Source organism: Roseateles flavus, assembly GCF_039872765.1.
Classification (GTDB): domain Bacteria; phylum Pseudomonadota; class Gammaproteobacteria; order Burkholderiales; family Burkholderiaceae_C; genus Roseateles_B; species Roseateles_B flavus.
In genome coordinates this window covers 197384-221588 of the sequence record NZ_JBDPZC010000008.1, presented here as the reverse complement: position 1 = coordinate 221588, position 24205 = coordinate 197384, and the positions used below count along the sequence as shown (strand labels likewise).

Sequence of the window (24205 nt, the reverse complement as noted above, 5' to 3'; positions counted from 1 at the left end):
GCTTGGGCCGCCGACTTCTAAGCCCCTAGTGACATGCGACTCATTTCTCCTGACGCCAGCCCCCGCGGCTGGCCGCTGCCCGGCGCGCTGGCGCTGGCGCTGCTGACCCTGGGCGGCTGCAGCCAGATGCCCAAGCTGAGCGAGCTGACCTCCGCCACCGGCGACAAGGTGCTGGGCCTGGTGCGCCCCTACCGCGTCGAGGTGGTGCAAGGCAACGTGCTGACCAAGGAGCTGCTGGCCAGCGTCAAGCCCGGCATGCCGCGCGCGCAGGTCCAGGATCTGCTGGGCTCGCCCATGCTGACCGACGTCTTCCACGAGGACCGCTGGGACTACATCTTCACCATCCGTCGCCAGGGCACCGAGCCCCAGCGCCGCCATGTGGTGGTCTGGTTCGAGGGCGACGCCCTCAAGAGTGTGGACGCCCCGAACGACATCCCCACGGAGCGCGAATTCGTCGCCTCCATCAATACGCTGAAGCTCAAGGGCGATGCCCCCAAGCTGGCGCTCAGCGAGAACGAGCGCAAGGCCCTGCCGGCCCCGGCCAAGCAGGCGCCGGCCGTGCTGGAGCCCATGGGCCCGGTGCGCAGCTATCCGCCGCTGGAGCCCCGCTCATGAGCGTGCGCATCGCCATTGCCGGCGCCTCGGGACGCATGGGGCGCATGCTGATCGAAGCCGTGCTGCAGTCCCCCGACTGCCAGCTCAGCGGCGCCCTGGACCGCCCCGGCAGCCTGCTGCTGGGCCAGGATGCCGGCGGCTTCCTGGGTCGCGAGAGCGGCGTGCGCGTCACGGACGACCTGCGCGCCGGCCTGCAGGGCGCCCAGGTGCTGATCGACTTCACCCGCCCTGAAGGCACGCTGGCCCATCTGGCCCTGTGCGAGGAGCTGGGCGTCGCCATGGTGATCGGCACCACCGGCTTCGAACCCGAGCAGAAGGCCCGCATCGCCGCCGGCGCCCAGAAGATCGGCATCATGATGGCGCCCAATATGAGCGTGGGCGTCAACGTCGTGCTCAAGCTCCTGGACATGGCCGCCCGCGCCCTCAACGAGGGCTATGACATCGAGATCGTCGAGGCCCACCACCGCCACAAGGTCGACGCCCCCAGCGGCACCGCCCTGAAGATGGGCGAGGTGGTGGCCCAGGCCCTGGGCCGGGACCTCAAGAGCTGCGCCGTCTACGGTCGCGAAGGCGTGACCGGCGAGCGCGACCCCTCCACCATCGGCTTCGCCACGGTGCGCGGCGGCGACATCATCGGTGACCACACCGTGCTCTTTGCCGGCACGGGCGAGCGCATCGAGATCTCGCACAAATCCTCCAGCCGGGCCACCTATGCCCAGGGCAGCCTGCGCGCGGCACGCTTCCTGGCACGCAGCGGCCCGGGCCTCTACGACATGGACGACGTGCTCGGCCTGAGCGCGAAGCGCGCCTGAGCACCATGGGCGGCTTCCTCCAGTTCTGGACGCAGAGTGACGGCGTGGGCCGCCTGGTGGCCCTGCTGCTGCTGGCCATGTCGGTGAGCGCCTGGGTGCTGATCTTCTGGAAAGGCTGGCAGCTGCGCCGTGCCCGGCTGGATCTGGCCCAGGGCATGTCGGCGTTCTGGAACTCGGCCTCGCTGGCTGACGGCCACAGCACGGTGTCACGGCTGGACCGCGAGGGCGTGCTGGTCCCCCTGCTGCAAGCGGCCACCGAGGCGCCCGCGGCCCAGACGCTGGCAGCCCAGGGGCACAAGGAATCCCAGCTGACCCGCCAGCTGCGCGACGCCCTGCACCGCGTGGTCCAACGGCTGCAGTACGGCCAGGTGCTGCTGGCCTCTGTGGGCAGCACAGCGCCCTTCGTGGGCCTGTTCGGCACCGTCTGGGGCATCTATCACGCGCTGCAGAGCATCTCCGCCGCGGGCAACCTGACCATCGACCGAGTCGCCGGCCCGGTGGGGGAAGCCCTGATCATGACCGCCGCCGGCCTGGCCGTGGCCATCCCTGCGGTCCTGGCCTACAACGTCTTCGGCAAGCTGATTGGCGCCTGTGAGGCCGAGCTGGAAGGCTTTGCGCACGACCTGCGCGAGTTCCTGGACAGCGCCGCATCATGAGCATCCGCCGCAGGCCGAGCGCCGGGCCGCGCCCCTGCCGGCCTGCTGCCACACGGGGGTCGGCATGAGCTTCGGCCGCCTTGAACGCCGCGAATCGCCCAGGCCCATGGGCGAGATCAACATGACGCCGCTGATCGACGTCATGCTGGTGCTGCTGGTCATCTTCATGATCACGGCGCCGCTGATGAGCTCTTCACTGCGCCTGGACCTGCCCAAGAGCGAGGCTGCCACGCCCTCGGACACGCCGCAGTTCATCAGCGTGGCGATGGACCCGGCAGGCGAGCTCTACCTCGGCGAGGAGCGCCTCACGCCCGCCGAGTTCAAGCAGCGCATCCAGCAGCTGGGCCAGGCCCGCCCCGAGATGGAGGTGCAGCTGCGCGCAGACCAGGCCGTGCCCTACGGCCGCGTGGCCGAGCTGATCGGCTGGATCCAGGACGGCGGCCTGCACCGCATTGCCTTCGTCGCCCAAGCACCGAGCAGCGACAAGCCCTGAAGCGGGCCCGCCACACCCTGCGCCTACAATTTGGCGCATGAACGACAAGTACGCCCCCAACGAGATCGAAGCCGCCGCGCGGCAGTACTGGAACGAACGCGACGCCTACCGCGTGCTAGAGGACGAGAACAAGCCGAAGTTCTACGCCTGCTCCATGCTGCCCTACCCCAGCGGCAAGCTGCACATGGGCCATGTGCGCAACTACACGATCAACGACATGCTCACGCGTCAGCTGCGCATGAAGGGCTACAACGTGCTGATGCCCATGGGCTGGGACGCCTTCGGCCTGCCGGCCGAGAACGCCGCCATGAAGGGCAAGGTGCCGCCGGCGCAGTGGACGTACTCCAACATCGCCTACATGAAGTCGCAGATGCAGGCCATGGGCCTGGCGATCGACTGGTCGCGCGAGATCGCCACCTGCCAGCCCGAGTACTACAAGTGGAACCAGTGGCTGTTCCTGAAGATGCTGGAGAAGGGCATCGCCGAGCGCCGCACCCAGGTCGTCAACTGGGACCCGGTGGACCAGACCGTGCTGGCCAACGAGCAGGTCATCGACGGCCGCGGCTGGCGCTCCGGCGCCCTGGTCGAGAAGCGCGAGATCCCCGGCTACTACCTCAAGATCACCGACTACGCCGAGGAACTGCTGGCCGCGGTGGCCAACCCCGAGGACAGGAACTACCTGTCCGGTTGGCCCGAGCGCGTGCGCCTGATGCAGGAGAACTGGATCGGCAAGAGCCAGGGCGTGCGCTTCGCCTTCCCGCATGAGATCAAGGACGCCAGCGGCGCCCTGATCCAGGACGGCAAGCTCTACGTCTTCACCACCCGCGCCGACACCATCATGGGCGTGACCTTCTGCGCCGTCGCGCCGGAGCACCCCCTGGCCGCGCACGCCGCCGCCACGAACCCGGCACTGGCCGCCTTCATCGAGGAATGCAAGCAGGGCGGCACGACCGAGGCCGAGCTCGCCACGCAGGAGAAGAAGGGCATGCCCACGGGCCTCGTGGTCACGCACCCGCTGACCGGCGCGCAGGTGCCGGTGTGGATCGGCAACTACGTGCTGATGAGCTATGGCGACGGCGCCGTGATGGGCGTGCCCGCGCATGACGAGCGCGACTTCGCCTTCGCCAACAAGTACGGCATCGAGATCAAGCAGGTCGTGGCCGTCGAGGGCCAGACCTTCTCGACCACCACCTGGGCCGACTGGTTCGGCGACAAGTCGCAGGGTGTGTGCATCAACTCCGGCGTGCTGGATGGCCTGACCCACAAGCAGGCGGTGGACAAGGTCGCCGAGCTCGTAGGGGCCAAGGGCCTGGGCGAGAAGAAGACCACCTGGCGCCTGCGCGACTGGGGCGTGAGCCGCCAGCGCTACTGGGGCACGCCCATCCCCATCATCCACTGCGAGGAGCACGGCGCCGTGCCGGTGCCCGAGAAGGACCTGCCCGTGGTGCTGCCCGAGGAGTGCATCCCCGATGGCAGCGGCAACCCGCTGAACAAGCACAGCGCCTTCCTGAACGTGCCCTGCCCGGTCTGCGGCAAGCCCGCCAAGCGCGAGACCGACACCATGGACACCTTCGTGGACTCGTCCTGGTACTTCATGCGCTACTGCGACGCGCAGAACAAGGACGCCATGGTCGGCGACGGCACGGCCTACTGGATGCGCCAGGGCGCCGCGATGGACCAGTACATCGGCGGCATCGAGCACGCCATCCTGCACCTGCTGTACGCGCGCTTCTGGACCAAGGTCATGCGCGACCTGGGCCTGGTCAAGATCGACGAGCCCTTCACCAAGCTGCTGACGCAGGGCATGGTGCTCAACCACATCTACTCGCGCCGCACGACACAAGGCGGCATCGAGTACTTCTGGCCGCATGAGGTCGAGAACGTCTTCGACGAGAAGAGCGGCAAGATCATCGGCGCCAAGCTCAAGAGCGATGGCTCGGCCATCGACTACGAGGGCGTGGGCACCATGTCCAAGTCCAAGAACAACGGCGTGGATCCGCAGGAGCTGATCAACCAGTACGGCGCCGACACCGCCCGCCTGTTCGTGATGTTCGCCAGCCCGCCCGAGCAGACGCTGGAGTGGAACGACGCCGGCGTGGAAGGCGCGCACCGCTTCCTCAAGCGCGTCTGGGGCTTCGCCGCCAAGAACGCCGAGGCGCTGAAGTCCGCCGGCAGCGATTTCGCCACCCTGAGCGCCGAGGGCAAGGCCCTGCGCCGCGAGGTGCACCTGGTGCTCAAGCAGGTCTCCTACGACTACGAGCGCATGCAGTACAACACCGTGGTCTCCGGGGCCATGAAGCTGCTGAACGCGCTGGAGGCCTTCAAGGACGTGGCCGGCCAGGCCGCCGCCGTGCGCGAGGGCGTCTCTGTGCTGCTGCGCGTGATCTACCCAGCCTGCCCGCACATCGCCCACACCCTGTGGCAGGAGCTCGGCTTCGCGGCCCAGCTGGGCGATCTGCTGGACGCGGCCTGGCCCACGGTCGACGAAGGCGCCCTGGTGCAGGACGAGATCGAGCTGATGCTGCAGGTCAACGGCAAGCTGCGCGGCTCGCTGAAGGTGCCCGCCGGCGCCGACAAGGCCGCCATCGAGGCCGCCGCCCTGGCCCATGAGAAGTTCGCCGAGTTCAGCGGTGGCCAGCCTCCCAAGAAGGTCGTGGTCGTGCCCGGACGTCTGGTCAACGTGGTGGTCTGAGCGCCATGAGCCCTCTCTCGCGCCGCGGGCTGCTTGCGCTGCCCCTGCTCTCGGGTCTTGCGGCCTGCGGCTTCGAGCTGCGCCGCGATCCCGAATACGCCTTCCAGACCCTGGCGCTGACCGGCTTCGCGCCGGAGTCCCCGCTGGTCGAGGAGCTGCGCCGGCAGCTGCGGCAATCGCCGCTGCAGCTGGTGCAGGACCCGTCCAAGGCCCAGGTGGTGCTGGAGGCCCTGCGGGACAGCCGCGAGCGTTCGGTCGTGGTGTCCACCAGCGCCGGCCAGGTGCGGGAGTGGCAGCTCAAGCTGCAGCTGGACTACCTGGTGCGCACGCCCGGCGGCGAGCCGCTGCTGCCCATCACCGAGCTGCGCATGAGCCGCGAAATGAGCTACCTCGAATCCCAGGCCCTGGCCAAGGAGCAGGAGGAAGCGCAGCTCTATCGCGCCATGCAGTACGACGCCGCCGCGCAGGTGATGCGCCGTCTGGGCAGCGTGCGCCTGCGCTGAAGCCGCCACCATGCAGATCCGCCCCGACGCGCTGGCCGCGCAACTCGCCAAAGGCCTCAAGCCCCTGTACACCGTGCATGGGGATGAGCCCCTGCTCGCACAGGAGGCCGCGGACGCCATCCGTGCCTCGGCGCGCGCCCAGGGCTACAGCGAGCGCAAGGTGTTCATCGTCAGCGGCGCCTATTTCGACTGGGGCCCGGTGCTGGGCGCGGCGCAGGCGCTGAGCCTCTTCGCCGAGCGCCAGTTCATCGAGATCCGCATCCCCTCCGGCAAGCCCGGCAAGGACGGTTCCGAGGCCCTGCAGCGCTACTGCCAGGCCCTGCCCGAGGACGTGCTGACGCTGGTCACCCTGCCCCGCCTGGACAAGACCCAGCTCTCGAGCGCCTGGTTCACCGCCCTGGACCAGCAAGGCGTGAGCATCAAGGTCGAACCCGTGGAGCGCCGCGCCCTGCCGCAGTGGCTCGCCCAGCGCCTCTCGGCTCAGGGGCAGTCCGTGGTCGAGGGCGAGGAAGGGCAGCGCAGCCTGGCCTTCTTTGCCGATCGCGTGGAGGGCAACCTGCTGGCCGCGCACCAGGAGCTGCAGAAGCTGGCCCTGCTGCATCCGCCGGGGCCGCTGAGCTTCGAGCAGATCGAGAGCGCGGTGCTGAACGTGGCGCGCTATGACGTCTTCAAGCTCAGCGAGGCCATCCTCTCGGGCCAGACGCCCCGCGTGCTGCGCATGCTCGAAGGCCTCGAAGCCGAGGGCGAGGCCGCCGTGCTGGTGCACTGGGCCCTGGCCGACGACATCCGCGCCCTCAAGCGCGTGCGCGAGGCCGTGGATGCCGGCAAGCCCCTGCCCATGGCCCTGCGCGAATCGCGGGTCTGGGGCGCCAAGGAGCGGCTGTTCGAGCGCATCGTGCCGGGGCTGCATGGCATGCAGGTCCAGGCCCTGGTCGATGCCGCCCAGGTCGTTGACGGCATCGTCAAGGGCCTGCGCCACCGCGACTGGCCGCTGGACCCCTGGGCCGCGCTGCAGAAGCTGGCGCTGATGCTGCTGGAGACTGCGCAGGGTCAGCCGGGCCGCGGGGCGGGCGGACGTCACGCCAGCCTCGTTCTCAAGGCCTGAGACGGCTGATTCGGCACGCCGCGACGCGGTATTTCGCGTTATGGTCTGACCTGTTGTCCCTTCCTGGAAGGCGCAGGCATGCAGCCCACGCTCCCGCGAACGATCCGAACCCTGTTGGGCGGCAGCTGCGCCGCCCTGTGCCTGCTGCCGAGCCTGGCCGCTGCCATTCCGTGGCAGTTCCAGCTGCGCACGGCCGAAGGCCAGCCGCTGGCCGAGGCGGTGGTCGCCGTCGAGATCAAGGGCCCCGCGCGCAGCAGCAACGGCCGCGCCGAAATGGCCCAGCGCGATCGCCAGTTCCAGCCGCATGTGCTGGTGGTGCAGACGGGCACGGCCGTGTCCTTCCCCAACTTCGACACGGTCCGCCACCACGTCTATTCCTTCTCGCCCATCAAGCCCTTCGACATCAAGCTCTACTCGGGCACGCCCTCCGAGCCTGTGGTCTTCGACAAGCCGGGCGTCGCCGCGCTGGGCTGCAACATCCACGACCGCATGGGCGCCTTCATCGTGGTGGTCGACACCCCCGTCTTCGGCAAGACCAACGCCCAGGGCGAGCTGAGCCTGGACCTGCCACCGGGCGAGCATGCGCTGAAGCTGTGGCATCCCTCGCGCCTGCAGCCGCTGCTGCTGAGCCAGAAGCTCACCGTGCCTGCCGGGCAGGCCTCGGGCCAGTCCAGCCTGGTGCTGGCCCCGCAGTGAAGGGCCGATGCTGATGGGGTCCCTGCAACTGCCGGCCTTCCTCAACCCGCGCCGCATCGAGGGCCGCATCGTGGCCCTGTTCCTGGGGCTGCTGCTGCTGATCCAGCTCGCCAGCTTCGGCTTCATCGGCCACAGCATCGAGGCCAACGCCGAGGCCGCCATCGAGGCCAAGCTGGCCACCGCGGGGCGCATGCTGCAGCGGCTGGTCGTCCAGCAGGCCGCCCGCGAGCGGGCCGCCGCCGAGCTGCTGGCCGCGGACTACGGTTTCCGCGAGGCCGTGGGCCGCAGCCAGGGCCCGTCCGAGCAGGTCGACATCGAGACCCTGCGCGACGCCCTTCACAACAACGGCGAGCGCGTCAACGCCTCGCTGGTGGCCTATGCCAACGTGACGGGCCAGCTGGTGGCCGCCACCCGTGACCAGGCCGAGCTCTACCTGCCCCTGCTCAAGCGCCAGGACCTGGACCCCGAGCAGGCCACTCTGGTCCTGGTGGACCGCGAGATCATGCAGGTGGTCACCGTGCCGGTCCGCGCCCCCATGACCATCGGCCATGTGCTGATGGGTTTCCGGCTCGATGAAGTGCCGCTGCTGGACCTCAAGCGCCTGATCAATGTCGACGCCATGTTCGTCACCGGCGAGCGCGGGCGCTGGCAGGAGAGCGTCTCCGTGGTGGAAGACGCCGAGCGCGGCCCCGCCTTCACCAGCGCCATGGCGGAGCTGAGCCCGGGCCAGTCCGTGCAGCGCGAATGGGGCGGGCAGCACTGGCGGGTGCGCCTGCTGCCCCTGCCGCAGGAGCTGGCCGGCAAGCGCCAGATCGGCGCGGTGATGTGGGCCTCCTTCGACGAAGCGGTGGCGCCCTACCGCCAGCTGCAGTGGTCCCTGCTGGCCCTGACGGCCGCGGGCATCGCCGCCTTCGCCATGGGCAGCGTGTTCACCGCGCGGCGGATCAGCCGCCCCATCGCCTCGCTGACGCAATCGGCCCTGCGACTGGGCGCGGGCGACTACGACACGCCCGTGGCCTCGGGCTCCGACCTCGGCGAGGTGGCCGAGCTGGCCCGCAGCTTCGAGGCCATGCGCCTGGGCATCCGCGAGCGCGAGGAGCAGGTCCATCGCCTGGCCTACTGGGACCCGCTGACCGGCCTGCCCAACCGTGAGCAGTTCAGCCAGCGCCTGCAGGAGCGCCTGCAGGCCAGCGAGGCGCCCTGCGCCGTGCTGATGCTGGACCTGGACCGCTTCAAGCATGTGAACGACGTGCTGGGCCATCGGCTGGGCGACCAGCTGCTGTGCGGCGTGGCCGCGCGGCTCAGCGAGCTGTGCCGCGGCTCCCAGAGCCTGCTGGCACGACTGGGCGGCGACGAGTTCGCGCTGCTGCTGGACGGCGCGGACGAGGAGGCCGCGCTGGCCATGGCCCAGCGCATCCAGCGCGACTTCGAACAGTCCCTGCACATCGAGGACCAGACGGTGGACCTGGGTGCCGGCATCGGCATCGTGCTCTACCCGCGCCAGGCCCGCGACGCCAGCAGCCTGCTGAGCCGGGCCGAGCTGGCCATGTACGCCGCCAAGCAGCGTCAAAGCGGCAGCCAGCTCTACAGCCCCAGCCTGGACGCGGGCAGCCAGGAGTCCCTGAGTCTGCTGGGCGAGCTGCGCCGGGCGGTCGAGGGCGGCCAGCTGCGCCTCTTCCTGCAGCCCAAGGTGGACCTGCGCAGCGGCCAGGTCATCAGCGCCGAGGCCCTGGTGCGCTGGGAGCACCCGCAGCGCGGCCTGGTGCCGCCCATGCAGTTCATTCCCTTCGCGGAACAGACCGGCTTCATCCGCCAACTCAGCGCCTGGGTGGTGGCCGCCTCGGCCCGCGCCTGGCGGCAGGCTCGCGAGCGGGGTCAGGTCTTGCGCATCAGCGTCAATCTCTCGACGCGCGACCTGATGGACCAGGACCTGCCCCTGAAGATCCGCGCCGCCATCGAGGCTGAGGGTGTGCCGCCCTCCGCGCTGTGCCTGGAGATCACCGAGAGCGCCATCATGGACGACCCCGCCCGCGCGCTGAGCACGCTGGAGCAACTGTCCGCCATGGGCTTCAAGCTGAGCATCGACGACTTCGGCACCGGCTACTCCTCGCTGGCCTACCTCAAGCGCCTGCCCGTGGACGAGCTGAAGATCGACAAGAGCTTCGTGATGGCCATGGAGCGCGACCTGGACGACGCCAAGATCGTGCGCTCCACCGTCGAGCTGGCACACAACCTCGGGCTGTCGGTGGTGGCCGAAGGGCTGGAGACCCTGCGGGCCTGGCAGATCCTGGCCCGCCTGGGCTGTGACGAGGGTCAGGGCTACTTCATCAGCAAGCCCATGCCCGAGGCCCAGTTCGTGGACTGGCTGGAGCAGTGGAAGCCGCCGGCCCTGGACGCCGAGGATCCGCCGGAATCGCTGTTCGCGGGCCTGAGCTGATCCGTTCCCGCGATCAGGGGGCGATCAGGGGCAGCTCCAGCGTGAAGCAGCTGCCCTGGCCCGGCTCGCTGCTGACCCGGATGCGGCCCCCCAGCAGGGTCTCGACGATGTTGAGGCAGATCGACAGGCCCAGGCCGCTGCCCCCCTGCCCGAACTTGGTGGTGAAGAAGGGCTCGAACACCCGCTTGAGCACGGCCGGGCTCATGCCGGCGCCATCGTCCCGCAGGCTCAGTTGGACCTGGTGCGGCCCGTTGAGCTGCGCCTCCAGGCGCATCAGGCCCTGCTCGCGCCCGTCGAAGGCGTGCGTGACGGCGTTGTTGATGAGGATGACCAGCACCTGGCTCAGCGCACCCGGGTAGCCGTGCAGGAGCAGGCCGGCCGGCACGGCGATGTCCAGCTGCACGCCCGCGCGGCGCAGCATCAGGCCCAGGCTCTGGTGGCATTGCTGGCACAGCTCCAGCAGCTCGTAGCGCCGGCGCTGCTCGGCGCTGCGATCCACCGCCACCTGCTTGAAGCTGCGCACCAGGGCCGCCGCGGTGTCCATGCAGCGCTCGATGACCTCCAGGCCCTCGCGGGTCCGCGTGGCGTGCTGCTGCCAGTCGCTGCGGCGCAGGGGCTCGCGGCTCACGCGGGCCTCGAAGTCGCGCGCATCGCTGAGCAGGGCCGAGGACACCAGCAGGCTGTTGCCGATGGGGGTGTTCAGCTCATGGGCCACGCCGGCCACCATCGCACCCAGGGCGGCCAGCTTCTCCTGGGCCATCACGTGCCGCTGCAGCTCGGACAGGCGCTGGTAGGCGCGCGCATTGTCCAGCGCGATGGCCGCGTAGGCACAGAGGCTGGAGAAGATGAGCTCTTCGCGCTGGCCGTAGGCCGCGGCGCGCGGCGACTGCACGGTCATCACGCCCACCACGCGCTCGCCGATCATCAGCGGCGCGAACATCACGCTGAGCATCTGGCTGGTGCCTGGCACCTGCGAGTCTGCATGCGGCTGCTCGTCCACGCCCAGGACGAAGCTGCAGCGCTCCCGCACGCAGCGCGCGCAGTAGCTGTGCGGCGCGTCCACCGGCACGGGCGGGTCCACGAAGGGCTGGCCTTCCTCCACGCCAAAGGCGCAGTAGAGCTGGGTGCCGGCCTCGTCGAGCAGGTAGATGGCCATGCAGGCCACGTGCAGCATGGCGTGCACATGGCGCTCCAGCGAATCGAACACCCGCTCGGCCACCAGCTCGGCCGTGATCTCCTGCCCCACGCGGCTCAGGTGGCTGAGCACCTGCTGCGCATCCTCCAGGGCCCGCGCACGGGCCGACTCTGCCTCGGCCAGGCGGCGCAGATGCTCGCGCTCCGCGGCCAGGGTCTCGATCTGCTGGTGCAGCTGCAGGGCGGCGGCGCGCTTGGCGGCTTCGTCGCTGAGGCTGTCCTTGCGCACCCGGGCCGCCTGCCGTGCGCTTGCATAGGCCTCCTGGTGCCGGCCCGCGGCGGCCAGGGCCTCGGCCGTCTCCTCCAGCAGGGCCGGCGGCGGGCGGTAGCCCTCGATCACCGCGGCCAGTTGCGAGGCCTCCAGCAGCCCGTCCAGCACCTCGGCCGGCGGCGCCGCAGCCGCGCGCGTGATGGCCGCCTGCAGCCACAACAGCTCCACCTGCAGGGTCTGCTGCTGCAGCTGGCGTGCCAGGTCTTGCGCGCCCCGGGCCGCAGCCTGCGCCTCGGCCAGGCGCTGCAGGCGCAGCAGGCAGCGCGCACGACCCAGCTCGCCGTCCAGGCGCAGGTCGCTGGAGCCCACCTGCAGGGCGCGCCGGACCAGGGTCTCGAACAGGGTCAGGGCTTGCGGCGCATGGCCGCAGTCCAGCTCCACCTGGCCCAGGTAGCTCAGGGCCAGCAGGATGGTGCGGCTGTCGGGGTGGCCGGCCAGCGTGTCGAGGCACTCCTGCAGCAGCTCGCGCGCCGCTCCCACCTGCCCGACGCGGCGCATGGCCTCGCCGGTCTGCGCCAGGCACAGGCCGATGGAACCGGGCCAGCCGGCACGCCGGGCCAGCGCCAGGCCGCGCTGCAGCCAGTCGATGGCGCGGGCATAGTCCGAGGCCGCGGTGAAGGTGTAGCCCAGGTTCGAGGCCAGGGCCATGGCCCGGCGCAGCTGCCCGGAGGCCAGTGCCAGTTCGAATCCCTGCTCGAGCCAGGTGGCGGACAGCGAGAAATGCGACAGCAGCCCCTCGCGGACGCCGAGGTAGTCGGCCAGGGCCGCGGCGCACATGGGCGAGAGTCCTTCGATGGATTCAGGCAGGCGGCCGGCCCAGGCCTGGCGCGCCTCCTCGGCGTCCCGGAACATGTCGGACCGGGCCAGCACGATGCGCAGGAACAGCGCGCGGTCCGGCTCGGCGGCCCGCTCGGCGCAGGCCAGGGCGTCCAGCAAGGCGCGGCGCAGGCCCTGGGTGTCGCCGCGGTCACTGGCCAGGATGTGCTCGAGCCAGCAGGCATCGGCCAGCCCGCAGTCGTCGCTGCAGGCCTCGAACTGCGCACGCGCCGCCTTCACGCCCTGCTCGGCCTCGTCCAGGCGCAGCTGCTGCAGATGAACCTCGGCCCGGACCAGGGTCATGCGCGCGCCCAGCAGGCGGGCATCGGCCGCGGGAAGGTCCAGCGTGGGCAGGCCTTCCAGCACGGCGGCGGCCCAGGACAGGGCCTGGCGGCTGTCCAGCTGGCGCTCGGCCCAGGCCCGCCGGGCCAGCGCCAGCAGCGGCAGGGACGGGGGCGCATCGACACCCGCGACAGCCGATGCCAGGCGACCCGGAAACAGCGCAGGCCTGCGAAGCCAGTCCATGGTGTTTTACATCCCGACGACGAGGCCCAAGGCTAACGCAGGGCCGCCGCGCTTGAGAAGCCCCGCTTCAGGGACGCACACCCGCCTGCGGGGCGGCGGGCCGGCCGCTTCAGTAGCCCTGGCTGCGCTCGACCCGGTGCTGCAAAGTCGTTCCGCTGCGCAGCGCCCTGACATTGGACGCCACCACCTCGGCCGCCGAGCGCGGATCGGTCTGCGCCGCCGTGTGGGGCAGGACCGTCACCTGCGGGTGCGACCAGAAGGGATGCGGCGCCGGCAGCGGCTCGTGGCGGAAGACATCCAGCACCGCATGCCCGACGTGGCCCGCGTCCAGGGCCGCCAGCAGGGCCTGCTCGTCGACATGGGCGCCGCGCGCTAGATTGATGAGGCTGGCGCCCCGCTTGAAGGCGCCCAGTCGCCGGGCGTCGAAGAAGCCGCGGGTTTCGTCGGTGAGCGGCAGCAGGTTGATTACCGTGTCCGCCGCGGCCAGGCCCCGGGACAAGCCGTCTTCGCCATGCAGGCCCTGCACGCCCTCATGCGTCCTGGGCCGGCGGCTCCAGCCCGAGACGGCGTAGCCCAGGCCGGCCAGGCTGCGGGCCACGCGGCCGCCCAGCTCGCCCTGCCCCAGCACCAGCACCTGCCATTCGGCCGCACGCAGCTGCGGGGGCTGGCGCCACAGCGCCGTGCGCTGCTGCTGCTGGCACTGGAAGAAGCCGCGGTGCAGGGCCAGGGTGGCCCACAGCGCCGTCTGCACCATGGCCTCGTTCATGGCCGGGTCGACCATGCGGCACAGGGGGATGCCTGACGGCAGGGTCAGGTCTTGCATCAGGCGGTCCACGCCCGCCCACAGGGACTGGATCAAGGCCAGGCGCGGCAGGCCCTGCAGGCTGCCGGGCGGCGGGTTGGCCACCACGGCAATCTCGATGGCCGCGGCCTGCGCCGGGTCCTCGGGCGCCTGCAGCACCCAGTCCTCGCCCGGCAGGGCTTGATGCAGGGCCTGCAGCCAGCGCTGCTGCTCGGCCCGGCCTTCGGGCTGGTCCAGCGCCCAGGCACCACACAGGAGAATCGCCATCAGCTGTCCCGGTCCTCCAGGGCCTCGCACAGGGCCGACAGGCCCACGCGCACGGTGGCGGCGCGCACGGCGTGGCGGTCGCCCTTGAACAGCTCCTGCCAGACCTTGATCGGCTTGCCGTGGTGGTAGAGCGCCAGCCAGACCGTGCCCACGGGCTTGTCCTCGCTGCCGCCGCTGGGCCCGGCGATGCCGGTCACGGCCAGGGTCCACTCGACGGGCGCATGGGCGTACAGGCCGCGCGCCATGCTCTGCGCCACCTCGGCGCTGACGGCGCCGTGCAGCTCCAGCAGCCCCGGCGGCACGCCCAGCATCTCGGTCTTGGCCTGGTTGCTGTAGCTGACCACGCTGCGCTCGAACCACTGGCTGGAGCCGGCCAGGCTGGTGCAGGCCGCGGCGATGAGCCCGCCGGTGCAGGACTCGGCCGTGCCCATGCGCTCGCGGCGCTGGATGAGGGCCAGGGCGATGCGTTCGATCAGTTCGGGTTCGTCAGGGCACAGCATGATGGTCATCCTCCGATGGTGAAGCGCCACAGCGCCAACACCACGAGGGTACATCCAGCGGCAACGAAATCGTCCAACAAGATGCCCAGCCCCTGGCGCCAGCCGATGGCCTCGCCGGGCCTGCTCTTGAACAGGCCGTCCGCCCACCGCACGGGGCCGGGCTTGGCCGCGTCGAAGTAGCGGAAGAGCCCGAAGGCCAGCAGCTGGCCGCCGAAGCCCACGGGCATCACCAGACACAGGACCAGCCAGAAGGCCAGGATCTCGTCCCAGACGATGGCGCCCGGGTCCGCCACGCCCAGGTGCTGGGCGCAGCGCGTGCAGGCCCATACACCCACCAGGGTGCCCACCGCGATCAGGAGCAGCCATTGCAGCTCCGCCAGATGCGGCCGCAGCAGCACGAAGCTCAGCCAGGCCCACAGCGTGCCCACAGTGCCCGGCGCCACGGGCGAGAGGCCACTGCCAAAGCCCAGGGCGATCCAGCGGGCCGGATGGCGCAGCATGAAGCCCACCGTGGCGCGACGCGGGGCCTTGCGGGCGGGCGCCGCGCTGCTGGGCGTGGCGTCGGCCATGTGCACGTCATCCGGGCGCAGGGGCGCGCCGCTGTCGTCCGTTGCCTCGGGGGTCAGGTCTTGCTGCTCGCTCATGCTCAGCTCTTGAAATGGTCGAAGGACGCCAAAAGAACGGCCATGGGCGCGCCGTCGGAGTCCAGGACATCCAGGCCCGGCTCCGTGCGAATCCGGCCCACGCGGGTCACGCGCGTGCCGGTGCGAGCGCCGGCATCCTTGACCGCCTCATGGTGTTCGGGAGCGGCGGTGAACACCAGCTCGTAGTCGTCGCCACCGGCCAGGAGGCACTGCTGTTGAAGCATCAGGTCTTGCCCGGCCAGGATGGCGCTTCGCGGGAGCGCGTTGAAGTAGACCTCCGCGCCCACGCCGGAGGCCTTCAGCACATGGCCCAGATCGCCGCCCAGGCCGTCCGACACATCGATGGCGCTGCTGGCAATGCCGCGCAGGGCCTGGCCCAGGGCCAGGCGCGGCTGGGGCAGCTCCATGGCGCGGCGCACCTGGACGAACTGATCACCGGGCAGCGAATGCGTGCCGCGGAAGACCTCCAGGGCCAGCCGCGCATCGCCCAGGGTGCCGCTGACCCACAGCTCGTCACCAGCCCGGGCGCCGCTGCGCAGCAAGACCTGACCCTGCGGCGCCTCGCCCATCACGGTGATGCAGACGTTCAGCGGGCCCGCCGTGGTGTCACCGCCGGCCAGGGCAATGCCGTGGGCGTCGGCCAGGGCGAAGAGGCCGCGGGCGAAGCCTTCCAGGAACTTCGCATCGGCGCGCGGCAGGGCCAGGGCCAGGAAGAAGGCCCGCGGCCTGGCGCCGCAGGCGGCCAGATCGCTGAGGTTGACGGCCAGGGCCTTGTGGCCCAGGCGCTCGGGGTCGACCGTGGAGAGGAAGTGCCGGCCCTCGACCAGCATGTCGGTCGAGACCAGCCACTGCCAGCCCGGCGTGGGCGCCAGCACGGCGCAGTCATCACCGATGCCCTTGACTACGCCGTCCGCGGCGCGATCCCCGCGGTCGAAGAAACGGCGGATCAGCTCGAATTCACCCAGGCTTGCACTCATGCGGCGATTGTCGCCGGGCGGCGGGGCGCTCAGGCCACACCGGGCTCACGCAGGAGGTTGGACAGCTCGACGGCGGACTTCACCTCCATCTTGTCGAAGACCCGCGCGCGGTGCACCTCCACCGTGCGCACGCTGATGTGGAGCTGGTCGGCGATCAGCTTGTTGGGCAGGCCGCGCACGATCAGCTGCATCACCTCACGTTCGCGCTCGGTCAGCTCCTGCACGCGCTGCTGCAGCAGGCGGTCGCGGTCGCGCAGGGCGATGGCCTCGCCGCTGAGCGCCAGGGCCTGCAGCACGCGGTCCACCAGGGCGTTGTCGGAGAAGGGCTTCTCGACGAAGTCGTAGGCGCCGCGCTTGAGGGCGTCGACCGCGCTGGGCACGTCGCCATGGCCGGTGAGGAAGATCACCGGCAGGCGCCGCAGCAGGCCGCGCTCGATCAGGCGCTCGAACAGGGCCAGGCCACTGAGGCCGGGCATGCGCACGTCCAGCAGCAGGCAGCTGGGGCAGTTGGGCCAGTGGGCGCCGCCCTCGGGCAGGCCGTCCAGGAAGTCGAGAAAGGCCTCGGCGCTGGCGAAGCCCTCGAAGAGCTGGCGGCGCGAGCGCAGCAGCCAGCCCAGGGCGTCGCGCACGACCTCTTCGTCGTCGACGATGTAGACCATGGGCAGGCTGGAGGACATGGGCAGGCTCCTTGTCGGCAGTCCGGATGTTAGGGCCTCAGCCCGCGGTGTCGGCAGGCAGCGTGAAGCGGAACACGCAGCCGCGCCGTGCGCCCTCCTCGCCCAGGTTCTCGAAGTCCATGGCGCCGCCATGCTGCTCGATGACCGTGCGGCACAGGCTCAGGCCCAGGCCCATGCCCTCGCTGCGGGTGGTGAAGAAGGGCGTGAAGAGCTGGCGTGCCACGCCCTCGGGAATGCCGGGGCCGCGGTCCTGCACGGTGATCATCACCCAGCGGCCCTGCAGGCTGGCGCCCAGGGTCAGCACGCGCTCGCCCAGCGCCGTGTGCGCCTCCATGGCCTGGATGCCGTTGCGGCTGAGATTGAGCAGCACCTGCTCGACCATGGTGCGGTCGCAGCGCAGGGCGGGCAGACCGGGCGGCAGCGCGAGCTCGATGCGCGTGCCGCTCTTGCGGGCCTGCAGGCGCACCAGGGGCAGCACGGCGTCGAAGAGCCGCTCCACGGCGATGGACTCGCGGGCCTGCTCGCGCCGGCGCACGAAGTCGTGCACGCTCTTGATCACGCGGCCGGCGCGCTCGGCCTGCTCGGCGATGCGGGACACCGCCTGGCGCACCATGTCCGGCGTCTGCGGGTCCGTGGCCTCCAGGCGCAGCAGGTTCAGTGAGGCCGCGGCATAGCTGGCGATGGCCGAGAGCGGCTGGTTCAGCTCATGGCTCAGCAGCGAGGCCATCTCGCCCACCGTCGCGAGCCGGGCGGTGGCCTGCAGGCGCTCCTGCTGCTGGCGCGAGAGCTCCTCGATGCGGCGTTGTTCGCTGATGTCCAGGGCCGCGCTCATCCAGCCGGTCTGCTGGCCCTGGGCGTCCAGCAGCGGGGCCTCGAAGATCATCACCGGGAAGCGCTCGCCGTTGCGGCGCATGAAGACGGTCTCGAAGCCCTGGCGCGGGTCCTGGCCGCCGGGCGCGGGCGTGTCCGCCTGCCAGCGGGCGCTGCGCTCGCGGTGGCGGCGCCGGTATTCCTCGATGAACTCGGGCGGCCAGTAGGGCGGCGCGCTCTGCTCGCGCTCGCCGCCGGTGGTCAGGATTTCCTCGGCGCTGAAGCCCACCATCTGGCAGAAAGCCGGGTTGACGTAGCTCACGCGGCCGTCCATGTCTCGGGCCCGCAGGCCGGTGATCAGGGAGTTCTCCATGGCCTTGCGCAGGGCCAGGGCCTCGGCCAGGGCGCGCTCGGCGGCGGCGCGGCGGCGCACGTCGCGGGCCAGCAGAATCACCACGCCGAACAGCGCCAGGGACAGGCCCAGCACCAGCGAGGTCATCAGGTTGGGGATGAGCTTGGGGCTGCCCGCCGCGCTGTCCACGCGCAGCTGCAGGGTCAGGCCCGGCATGTCCAGCACGCGCTCGGCGCGGAAGTGGCCGGCACCACGGACCAGGCCGGCGCGGGCCAGCCGGGTGCCATCGCCCTCGACGAAGCTGAACTCATGGCGCCGCGCCTGTTCGGGCGTGGAAGCTTCCTCCAGCCATTGATGCAGGCCGAGCGTCGCGACCAGGTAGCCCTCGGTGCGGCCGGCCTGCAGGCGGGGCAGGCAGAGGTCGATCACCTCCAGGCCGTCCCCTCCGCCCAGCGGCACGAAGTAGCTGCGCGAGTACTGCGGCGAGCCCTGGCGAACCGCCGCGGTGCAGGCCAGCTCCGTCTCCAGCTGCAGTTCGGTCCGGGCCAGGCGCGCGAACATGGGACCGCCGAAGGGCGACTCCACCGCGCGCTGCACCTGGCGCCGGGCGTCCCGCCATTCCAGGCGCAGCAAGGGCCGCGACGCGCGCATCAGGCGTGCGGCCTCGGCCTGCCAGCTCATGGCGCCTTCCTCCCACATGAGGGCCTGCACGTCCTGCATCTGGTGCGATCCCAGCTGCTGCAGCCGGCCCACGAGTTCCAGCGCGAGGGCGTCGACCTGATCCTGGGCGCGCTGGGTCTCGTAGCTGAGGGTCAGCGCCAGCAGCAGGCTCTGGGCGACCAGCAGCAGGCCGATCAGGGCCGCCCAGAGCAGCCAGCGGCGCCCGCGACGGGGCGGCAGCGCAGCGGCCGGCTGCGCGAGGCTGGCAGGGGAGGGGCGGGAGTCAGTCATGAGGTCGGCCCAGTATTGCTGCTTGGCGCGCAATTCAGATGCGCAGTTTCGCGTACCCCGGCGCGGCCATTCGGGTTCACACTAGGACGCTCGAGCACCGGAGCCCCCCCGCAGGCACCGGCTGGGGCGCATGCCGATTCGGCATGGCGGCGTCAGCTGGCGTCAGGACCCGGCTCCTACAATCGCCGCCCACCCCGGCTTGTCCGGACAGGCGTCAGGGCCTCAGGCCCGGCACCGGTTCCGGCCCAGAACGACGAGATCTGTCCATGCCCACTGCTGAACAAAAACGCGCCCAGCTCCGCCAAGCCGCCCTGGAGTACCACGAGTTCCCGACCCCGGGCAAGATCGCCGTCACGCCCACCAAGCAGCTGGTCAACCAGCGTGACCTGGCCCTGGCCTACTCGCCGGGCGTGGCCGCGGCCTGCGAGGAGATCGTGGCCGATCCGGCCAATGCCTTCCGCTACACCTCGCGCGGCAACCTCGTCGCCGTGGTCACCAACGGCACGGCCGTGCTGGGCCTGGGCGACATCGGCCCGCTGGCCTCCAAGCCGGTGATGGAAGGCAAGGGCGTGCTCTTCAAGAAGTTCGCCGGCATCGACGTCTTCGACCTGGAGATCCAGGAGCGCGACCTCGACAAGCTGGTCGACGTGATCGCCGCGCTGGAGCCCACCTTCGGCGGCATCAACCTCGAGGACATCAAGGCGCCGGACTGCTTCTACGTCGAGCGCAAGCTGCGCGAGCGCATGCAGATCCCCGTCTTCCACGACGACCAGCACGGCACGGCCATCGTGGTGGGCGCCGCCCTGCTCAACGGCCTGAAGGTGCTGGGCAAGGACATCAAGCAGGTCAAGCTCGTGACCTCCGGCGCCGGTGCCGCGGCCCTGGCCTGCCTGAGCCTGCTGCTGAAGCTGGGCCTGCCGCGCGAGAACATCTGGGTGACGGACCTCGCCGGCGTGGTCTACACCGGCCGCACCGAGCTGATGGACCCCGACAAGGCCCAGTTCGCCCAGCCCACCGAGCTGCGCAGCCTACGCGAGGTGATCGCCGGGGCCGATGTGTTCCTGGGCCTCTCGGCTGGCGGCGTGCTCAAGCCGGACATGGTGGCCAGCATGGCCGAGCGTCCGCTGATCTTCGCGCTGGCCAACCCCACGCCGGAAATCCTGCCCGAGGAAGTGCAGGCCGTGCGCAATGACGCGGTGATGGCCACGGGCCGCACCGACTACCCCAACCAGGTCAACAACGTCCTGTGCTTCCCCTACATCTTCCGCGGGGCCCTGGACTGTGGCGCGACCACCATCACCGATGAGATGGAAATCGCCGCCGTGCACGCCATTGCCGAACTGGCGCAGGCCGAGCAGAGCGAGGTGGTGGCCGCGGCCTATGCCGGCGCCAACCTGAGCTTCGGCCCCGAGTACCTGATCCCCAAGCCCTTCGATCCGCGGCTGATGATCAAGATCGCGCCTGCCGTGGCGCAGGCCGCGATGGACTCGGGCGTCGCCCGCCGTCCCATCGAAGACTGGGACGCCTACCGCGAGAAGCTGCAGAGCTTCGTCTATGCCTCGGGCACGACGATGAAGCCCATCTTCCAGATCGCCAAGCGAGCCGGTGCGAACAAGCGCGTGGCCTACGCCGAGGGCGAGGAAGAGCGCGTGCTGCGCGCCGTGCAGGTGGTGGTCGACGAAGGCCTGGCGCGCCCCACGCTGGTCGGCCGCCCCGCCGTCATCGCCCAGCGCTGCGAGCGCTTCGGCCTGCGCCTGCAGGAGGGCCGCGACTACGACATCGTCAACGTCGAGCAGGACCACCGCTACCGCGACTACTGGCAGACCTACCACCGCCTGACCGAGCGCAAGGGCGTGACCGAGCAGCTGGCCAAGATCGAGATGCGCCGCCGCCTGACGCTGATCAGCGCCATGCTGCTGCACAAGGGCGAGGTCGACGGCATGCTCTGCGGCACCTGGAGCAACACGGCCATGCACCTGCAGTACATCGACCAGGTCATCGGCAAGCGCCCGGGCGTCAAGACCTATGCCTGCATGAACGGCCTGATCCTGCCGGGCCGCCAGGTCTTCCTGGTCGATACCCACGTCAACTACGACCCCACGGCCGAGCAGCTGGCCGAGATCACGGTGATGGCGGCCGAGGAGCTGCGCCGCTTCGGCATCCGCCCCAAGGCGGCGCTGCTCTCGCACAGCAATTTCGGCTCCAGCAACAACCCCTCGGCGGTCAAGATGCGCGAGGCCCTGGCGCTGATCCAGCAGTCCGCCCCCTGGCTGGAGGTGGACGGCGAGATGCACGGCGACACCGCGCTGGACGCCAACTACCGCACCCAGCTGATGCCGCGCACCACGCTGTCGGGCGAGGCCAACCTGCTGGTGATGCCGAACATCGACGCCGCCAACATCAGCTACAACCTGCTCAAGACGACGGCCGGCGGCGGCATTGCCATCGGTCCGGTGCTGCTGGGCGCGGCCAAGCCCGTGCATGTGCTGACGCCCTCGGCCACCGTGCGCCGCATCGTCAACATGACGGCCCTGACCGTGGCGGACGCCAACGCCGCCCGCTGAATCCCCAGCCGGACGCCCGGGCCCGGGAGAGCCTGGGTGCAGCGCCCCTCAGCCCGTCGGCGTGCTGCGGCGCAGTAAATTCAGTGAATCCTCCGGCCGGAAGTGCACCTTTTTTGTGCAATTGTCCGTCTGGAGCACAGCCTCTTCATAAAAGTTTGTGACGGCTCACTGAGCCAGATTTCCGAGCAGGAAGTGAGTATTTAAGCCCGCCATAAGCATGGTGTGCGCACACTCACATTGCCGCATTTCTAGGCATCGGCAAAACCCTCGGCTTGAGATTTCCGGGGGGCTTCGGTACCATCTTGCCTTCAGGATTCAGGGTAAACCCGTGTTTTTGCTCGATCGGTCAGGGGCTTGGCCCGCGTGGCGACAGTGGGGCGGCGTCCTCACAGCAGCCGTGGTCTTGGCCATGGCGCCCAGTGCGCAGGCCAAGGAAAACGCCTCCACGACCGGCGCAGCGAGCGGCACGGTGGCCTTGTCGGCCTTGCCGCGCGAAGCCCAGCGGACCCATCAGCTGATTCTTTCCGGGGGACCTTTCCCCTACGAGAAAGACGGCGTGGTCTTCGGCAATCGCGAGCGGCAGCTGCCGAAGAAGGCCCGCGGCTTCTACCACGAGTACACCGTCAAGACGCCCGGCGCACGCAACCGCGGCGCCAGGCGGATCGTGTGCGGCGGCCAGCCCCCCAGCAATCCCGAGGTTTGCTATTACACCGAGGATCATTACGCGAGCTTTCGCAAGATCGTGAAATGAGCAGCGGCGCACCCAGTTCTGTGACCATTCTAGGAGGAACGTGACCATGCTTTTGCAGACCGTCCGTCCCAATATCGTGCAGGCCATACGGGCCTACCGCGTAGAGGACTTGATGCAGGCGGCCCAGGCGGCCGGCCAGCATTTCCTCTACGCCAACCTGACCGAGGCGGAGTCCAAGCAGGACGTGCTGGAAGGGATCGCACAGTCCTTCCTCTTCCCTGCGCATTTTGGCAAGAACCTCGACGCCCTCTATGACTGCATGACCGACCTCGTCCACAAGTCCGGCGCGCAGCCGGGCTTCGTGGTGGTACTGGAGCAGCTGCCGGACAACCTGCGCTTCGACCGCGAGTCCCGCGAGCAGTTGCTGGACGTGTTCCGCGATGCCGCCGACTACTGGGCGGATCGCAAGGTCCCCTTCCGGTGTTTCTATTCTTTTCAGTAGCCCGCTCCCAAGAAAACGGGTCATGGGAGCGGGCTGCTGAGGTGGCCCCGGTTGCTGAAAAGCCTGCAACGAAGAGCAGCAAGGCTGCTGCGAATGCCAATTTCGGCATGAACATGCCAATGATGAGCAGTGCCTTCGACACGGCCATGTGGCTGAGCGCGGCCTGATAGACCACCCCCTACGGCCTGCGGCCGCCCCCTCAAGGGGGCACGCCCGGCGGCCCGGCAAAGCCGGATCCGCGGCCGTCGCGGGGGGCGAAGCCCACCGGGTTGCACCGGTGGGCTTCTTTGCTTTTTGGGAGCCGATCCCCGTGCAGGGTCTGACGATGCCTGGTTGAGCACCCCTACGGCCTGCGGCCGCCCCCTCAAGGGGGCACGCCCGGCGGCCCGGCAAAGCCGGTTCCGCGGCCGTCGCGGGGGGCGAAGCCCACCGGGGTGCACCGGTGGGCTTCTTTGCTTTTGGGAAGCCGATCCCCGCTCAGGGTCTGACGATGCCTGGTTGAGCACCCCTACGGCCTGACGGCCGCCCCCTCAAGGGGGCAATACCGACTGCCCGGCAAAGCCGGATCAGCGGTATTCGCTGGGGGAGAAGCCCACAGAGTTGCACCGGTGGGCTTCTTTGCTTTTGGGAATGGTCTGCTGCACTGGGGGCTCCATGCCATCGCCGACGCATGCATCGCAAGCCTCAGTCGTAGATGAGCCGGGCGACAGGGGGCGTGATTGCGCAGGTAAAGGAGGAGGGCCGCAGGCCCGGGGGACACGGAGCAATCACGCCCGCTACCACCCGGCGATGCACGAATCTATGCAGACGGATCTCGCAGACGCCACGGCACGATGAACCCTGCTGGCAACGACAAAAAAGCCCGCTCATGGCGGGCTTGGTCATTTCTGGAGCTGCTGCGCGAGGGCCACGAACTCGTGGACGGGTACTTCCTCGGCGCGGCGCTGGAGGTCGAAATGGCCCTGGAAGCCGCGCTGGGCGAGCCAGACGCCCAGGCTGTGGCGCAGGAGCTTGCGGCGCTGCGAGAAGGCGGCGGCGACCATCTGCTCGAGCAGGGTGGAGTCCAGCACCGGCGGCTGGGCCAGCGGGATCATGCGGACGATGGCGGAGTCCACGCGCGGGGGCGGGTCGAAGCACTCGGGCGGCACGTCCAGCACCGACTCGATGTCATAGCGCCACTGCAGCATCACCGACAGCCGGCCGTAGTCCTTGCTGCCCGGCGAGGCCGCCATGCGGTCCACGACTTCCTTCTGCAGCATGAAGTGGTGGTCGACGACATGGTCCACGAAGCCCAGCAGGTGGAAGAGGATGGGCGTCGAGATGTTGTAGGGCAGGTTGCCCACCACGCGCAGCTTCTTCCCCTTGGATGCGGCGACGGCCGCGAAGTCCACCTTCAGCACGTCGGACTCGATCACCTCCAGGTCGCCCCGCTTGCGCAGGCGGGCGGCGAGGTCGCGGTCCAGCTCGATGACGGTCAGCGGCTGGATGCGGGCCAGCAGCGGCAGGGTCATGGCACCCAGGCCGGGGCCGATCTCCACCATGGCATCACCGGCCTCCGGTGCGATGGCGTCGATGATGGACTCGATCATCGCGCCATCGGTCAGGAAGTGCTGGCCGAAACGCTTGCGGGCGACGTGCTGCATCAGGCGCCTT

20 protein-coding genes are annotated in these 24205 nt (G+C 70.0%); 12 read left to right on the top strand and 8 right to left on the bottom strand.

What is annotated here, in order from left to right; translation table 11 throughout:
- Positions 1 to 33: 33 nt before the first annotated feature.
- The 9 genes from ABDJ40_RS17675 to ABDJ40_RS17635 all read left to right on the top strand — a co-directional run bounded on the left by ABDJ40_RS17675 (position 34) and on the right by ABDJ40_RS17635 (position 10009).
- The gene (locus tag ABDJ40_RS17675; RefSeq protein WP_347611684.1) at positions 34 to 615 is read left to right on the top strand and encodes an outer membrane protein assembly factor BamE; all 582 of its coding nucleotides are present in this window, start codon (positions 34 to 36) and stop codon (positions 613 to 615) included.
- Positions 612 to 1427: a 4-hydroxy-tetrahydrodipicolinate reductase gene (gene dapB, locus ABDJ40_RS17670; protein ID WP_347611683.1), complete on the top strand. Its 816-nt coding sequence runs from the start codon at positions 612 to 614 to the stop codon at positions 1425 to 1427. The genes ABDJ40_RS17675 and dapB overlap by 4 nt, the downstream gene beginning before the upstream one ends.
- Positions 1428 to 1432: 5 nt before the next feature.
- Positions 1433 to 2083 (top strand): MotA/TolQ/ExbB proton channel family protein, encoded by a 651-nt coding sequence (locus tag ABDJ40_RS17665; protein WP_347611682.1) that lies wholly within the window; start codon positions 1433 to 1435, stop codon positions 2081 to 2083.
- 64 nt (positions 2084 to 2147) lie between these two features.
- Positions 2148 to 2576, top strand: a complete 429-nt coding sequence (locus ABDJ40_RS17660) for an ExbD/TolR family protein (protein WP_347611681.1) — start codon at positions 2148 to 2150, stop codon at positions 2574 to 2576.
- A 37-nt stretch (positions 2577 to 2613) separates the two neighbouring features.
- Positions 2614 to 5268 (top strand): leucine--tRNA ligase, encoded by a 2655-nt coding sequence (leuS, locus tag ABDJ40_RS17655; protein ID WP_347611680.1) that lies wholly within the window; start codon positions 2614 to 2616, stop codon positions 5266 to 5268.
- 5 nt (positions 5269 to 5273) lie between these two features.
- Entirely contained in the window at positions 5274 to 5771 is a 498-nt protein-coding gene (locus tag ABDJ40_RS17650; protein ID WP_347611679.1) for an LPS-assembly lipoprotein LptE, read from the top strand.
- Positions 5772 to 5781: 10 nt separating this feature from the next.
- Positions 5782 to 6876, top strand: coding sequence for a DNA polymerase III subunit delta (holA, locus tag ABDJ40_RS17645; RefSeq protein WP_347611678.1), 1095 nt, complete (start codon positions 5782 to 5784; stop codon positions 6874 to 6876).
- A gap of 78 nt (positions 6877 to 6954) precedes the next feature.
- A complete protein-coding gene (locus ABDJ40_RS17640; RefSeq protein WP_347611677.1) occupies positions 6955 to 7572 on the top strand; it encodes a methylamine utilization protein in 618 nt (205 codons plus the stop codon).
- Between the two features lie 7 nt (positions 7573 to 7579).
- Positions 7580 to 10009 carry a putative bifunctional diguanylate cyclase/phosphodiesterase gene (locus ABDJ40_RS17635; protein WP_347611676.1) on the top strand — a complete coding sequence of 810 codons (2430 nt, stop codon included), beginning with the start codon at positions 7580 to 7582 and terminating at the stop codon, positions 10007 to 10009.
- 13 nt (positions 10010 to 10022) lie between these two features.
- On the opposite strand, the gene ABDJ40_RS17630 is transcribed toward ABDJ40_RS17635, so the two are convergent.
- The 7 genes from ABDJ40_RS17630 to ABDJ40_RS17600 all read right to left on the bottom strand — a co-directional run bounded on the left by ABDJ40_RS17630 (position 10023) and on the right by ABDJ40_RS17600 (position 18795).
- Positions 10023 to 12815, bottom strand: a complete 2793-nt coding sequence (locus ABDJ40_RS17630; RefSeq protein WP_347611675.1) for an ATP-binding protein — start codon at positions 12813 to 12815, stop codon at positions 10023 to 10025.
- 109 nt (positions 12816 to 12924) lie between these two features.
- Positions 12925 to 13884 carry a 2-hydroxyacid dehydrogenase gene (locus ABDJ40_RS17625; protein WP_347611674.1) on the bottom strand — a complete coding sequence of 320 codons (960 nt, stop codon included), beginning with the start codon at positions 13882 to 13884 and terminating at the stop codon, positions 12925 to 12927.
- Complete coding sequence (locus ABDJ40_RS17620) at positions 13884 to 14384, bottom strand: CinA family protein (protein ID WP_347611673.1); 501 nt, start codon at positions 14382 to 14384, stop codon at positions 13884 to 13886. The genes ABDJ40_RS17625 and ABDJ40_RS17620 overlap by 1 nt, the downstream gene beginning before the upstream one ends.
- Before the next feature lie 5 nt (positions 14385 to 14389).
- A complete protein-coding gene (locus ABDJ40_RS17615) occupies positions 14390 to 14953 on the bottom strand; it encodes a phosphatidylglycerophosphatase A family protein (protein ID WP_347611728.1) in 564 nt (187 codons plus the stop codon).
- Between the two features lie 77 nt (positions 14954 to 15030).
- The gene (gene thiL, locus ABDJ40_RS17610) at positions 15031 to 15993 is read right to left on the bottom strand and encodes a thiamine-phosphate kinase (RefSeq protein ID WP_347611727.1); all 963 of its coding nucleotides are present in this window, start codon (positions 15991 to 15993) and stop codon (positions 15031 to 15033) included.
- 41 nt (positions 15994 to 16034) lie between these two features.
- On the bottom strand, positions 16035 to 16682 hold the full coding sequence (locus ABDJ40_RS17605; RefSeq protein WP_347611672.1) for a response regulator transcription factor: 648 nt from the start codon (positions 16680 to 16682) through the stop codon (positions 16035 to 16037).
- Positions 16683 to 16719: 37 nt separating this feature from the next.
- The gene (locus ABDJ40_RS17600) at positions 16720 to 18795 is read right to left on the bottom strand and encodes a PAS domain-containing sensor histidine kinase (protein ID WP_347611670.1); all 2076 of its coding nucleotides are present in this window, start codon (positions 18793 to 18795) and stop codon (positions 16720 to 16722) included.
- 266 nt (positions 18796 to 19061) lie between these two features.
- Between ABDJ40_RS17600 and ABDJ40_RS17595 the strand changes: the two genes are divergently transcribed.
- The 3 genes from ABDJ40_RS17595 (at position 19062) to ABDJ40_RS17585 (ending at position 22552) form a co-directional block, all read left to right on the top strand.
- Entirely contained in the window at positions 19062 to 21359 is a 2298-nt protein-coding gene (locus tag ABDJ40_RS17595; protein WP_347611669.1) for an NADP-dependent malic enzyme, read from the top strand.
- A gap of 409 nt (positions 21360 to 21768) precedes the next feature.
- Positions 21769 to 22110 carry a guanyl-specific ribonuclease gene (locus ABDJ40_RS17590; protein WP_347611726.1) on the top strand — a complete coding sequence of 114 codons (342 nt, stop codon included), beginning with the start codon at positions 21769 to 21771 and terminating at the stop codon, positions 22108 to 22110.
- 46 nt (positions 22111 to 22156) lie between these two features.
- The gene (locus tag ABDJ40_RS17585; protein ID WP_183103513.1) at positions 22157 to 22552 is read left to right on the top strand and encodes a barstar family protein; all 396 of its coding nucleotides are present in this window, start codon (positions 22157 to 22159) and stop codon (positions 22550 to 22552) included.
- 881 nt (positions 22553 to 23433) lie between these two features.
- Here ABDJ40_RS17585 and rsmA read toward each other — a convergent pair.
- Positions 23434 to 24195, bottom strand: coding sequence for a 16S rRNA (adenine(1518)-N(6)/adenine(1519)-N(6))-dimethyltransferase RsmA (gene rsmA / locus ABDJ40_RS17580; RefSeq protein WP_347611667.1), 762 nt, complete (start codon positions 24193 to 24195; stop codon positions 23434 to 23436).
- Positions 24196 to 24205: the final 10 nt, after the last annotated feature.

Excerpts from the sequence above, each read along its gene's own strand:
- ABDJ40_RS17675 (WP_347611684.1), top strand. The coding sequence starts at position 34 with ATGCGACTCATTTCTCCTGACGCCAGCCCCCGCGGCTGGCCGCTGCCC.
- dapB (WP_347611683.1), top strand. The coding sequence starts at position 612 with ATGAGCGTGCGCATCGCCATTGCCGGCGCCTCGGGACGCATGGGGCGC.
- ABDJ40_RS17665 (WP_347611682.1), top strand. The coding sequence starts at position 1,433 with ATGGGCGGCTTCCTCCAGTTCTGGACGCAGAGTGACGGCGTGGGCCGC.
- ABDJ40_RS17660 (WP_347611681.1), top strand. The coding sequence starts at position 2,148 with ATGAGCTTCGGCCGCCTTGAACGCCGCGAATCGCCCAGGCCCATGGGC.
- leuS (WP_347611680.1), top strand. The coding sequence starts at position 2,614 with ATGAACGACAAGTACGCCCCCAACGAGATCGAAGCCGCCGCGCGGCAG.
- ABDJ40_RS17650 (WP_347611679.1), top strand. The coding sequence starts at position 5,274 with ATGAGCCCTCTCTCGCGCCGCGGGCTGCTTGCGCTGCCCCTGCTCTCG.
- holA (WP_347611678.1), top strand. The coding sequence starts at position 5,782 with ATGCAGATCCGCCCCGACGCGCTGGCCGCGCAACTCGCCAAAGGCCTC.
- ABDJ40_RS17640 (WP_347611677.1), top strand. The coding sequence starts at position 6,955 with ATGCAGCCCACGCTCCCGCGAACGATCCGAACCCTGTTGGGCGGCAGC.
- ABDJ40_RS17635 (WP_347611676.1), top strand. The coding sequence starts at position 7,580 with ATGCTGATGGGGTCCCTGCAACTGCCGGCCTTCCTCAACCCGCGCCGC.
- ABDJ40_RS17630 (WP_347611675.1), bottom strand. The coding sequence starts at position 12,815 with ATGGACTGGCTTCGCAGGCCTGCGCTGTTTCCGGGTCGCCTGGCATCG.
- ABDJ40_RS17625 (WP_347611674.1), bottom strand. The coding sequence starts at position 13,884 with ATGGCGATTCTCCTGTGTGGTGCCTGGGCGCTGGACCAGCCCGAAGGC.
- ABDJ40_RS17620 (WP_347611673.1), bottom strand. The coding sequence starts at position 14,384 with ATGCTGTGCCCTGACGAACCCGAACTGATCGAACGCATCGCCCTGGCC.
- ABDJ40_RS17615 (WP_347611728.1), bottom strand. The coding sequence starts at position 14,953 with ATGGCCGACGCCACGCCCAGCAGCGCGGCGCCCGCCCGCAAGGCCCCG.
- ABDJ40_RS17605 (WP_347611672.1), bottom strand. The coding sequence starts at position 16,682 with ATGTCCTCCAGCCTGCCCATGGTCTACATCGTCGACGACGAAGAGGTC.
- ABDJ40_RS17600 (WP_347611670.1), bottom strand. The coding sequence starts at position 18,795 with ATGACTGACTCCCGCCCCTCCCCTGCCAGCCTCGCGCAGCCGGCCGCT.
- ABDJ40_RS17595 (WP_347611669.1), top strand. The coding sequence starts at position 19,062 with ATGCCCACTGCTGAACAAAAACGCGCCCAGCTCCGCCAAGCCGCCCTG.
- ABDJ40_RS17590 (WP_347611726.1), top strand. The coding sequence starts at position 21,769 with ATGGCGCCCAGTGCGCAGGCCAAGGAAAACGCCTCCACGACCGGCGCA.
- ABDJ40_RS17585 (WP_183103513.1), top strand. The coding sequence starts at position 22,157 with ATGCTTTTGCAGACCGTCCGTCCCAATATCGTGCAGGCCATACGGGCC.
- rsmA (WP_347611667.1), bottom strand. The coding sequence starts at position 24,195 with ATGCAGCACGTCGCCCGCAAGCGTTTCGGCCAGCACTTCCTGACCGAT.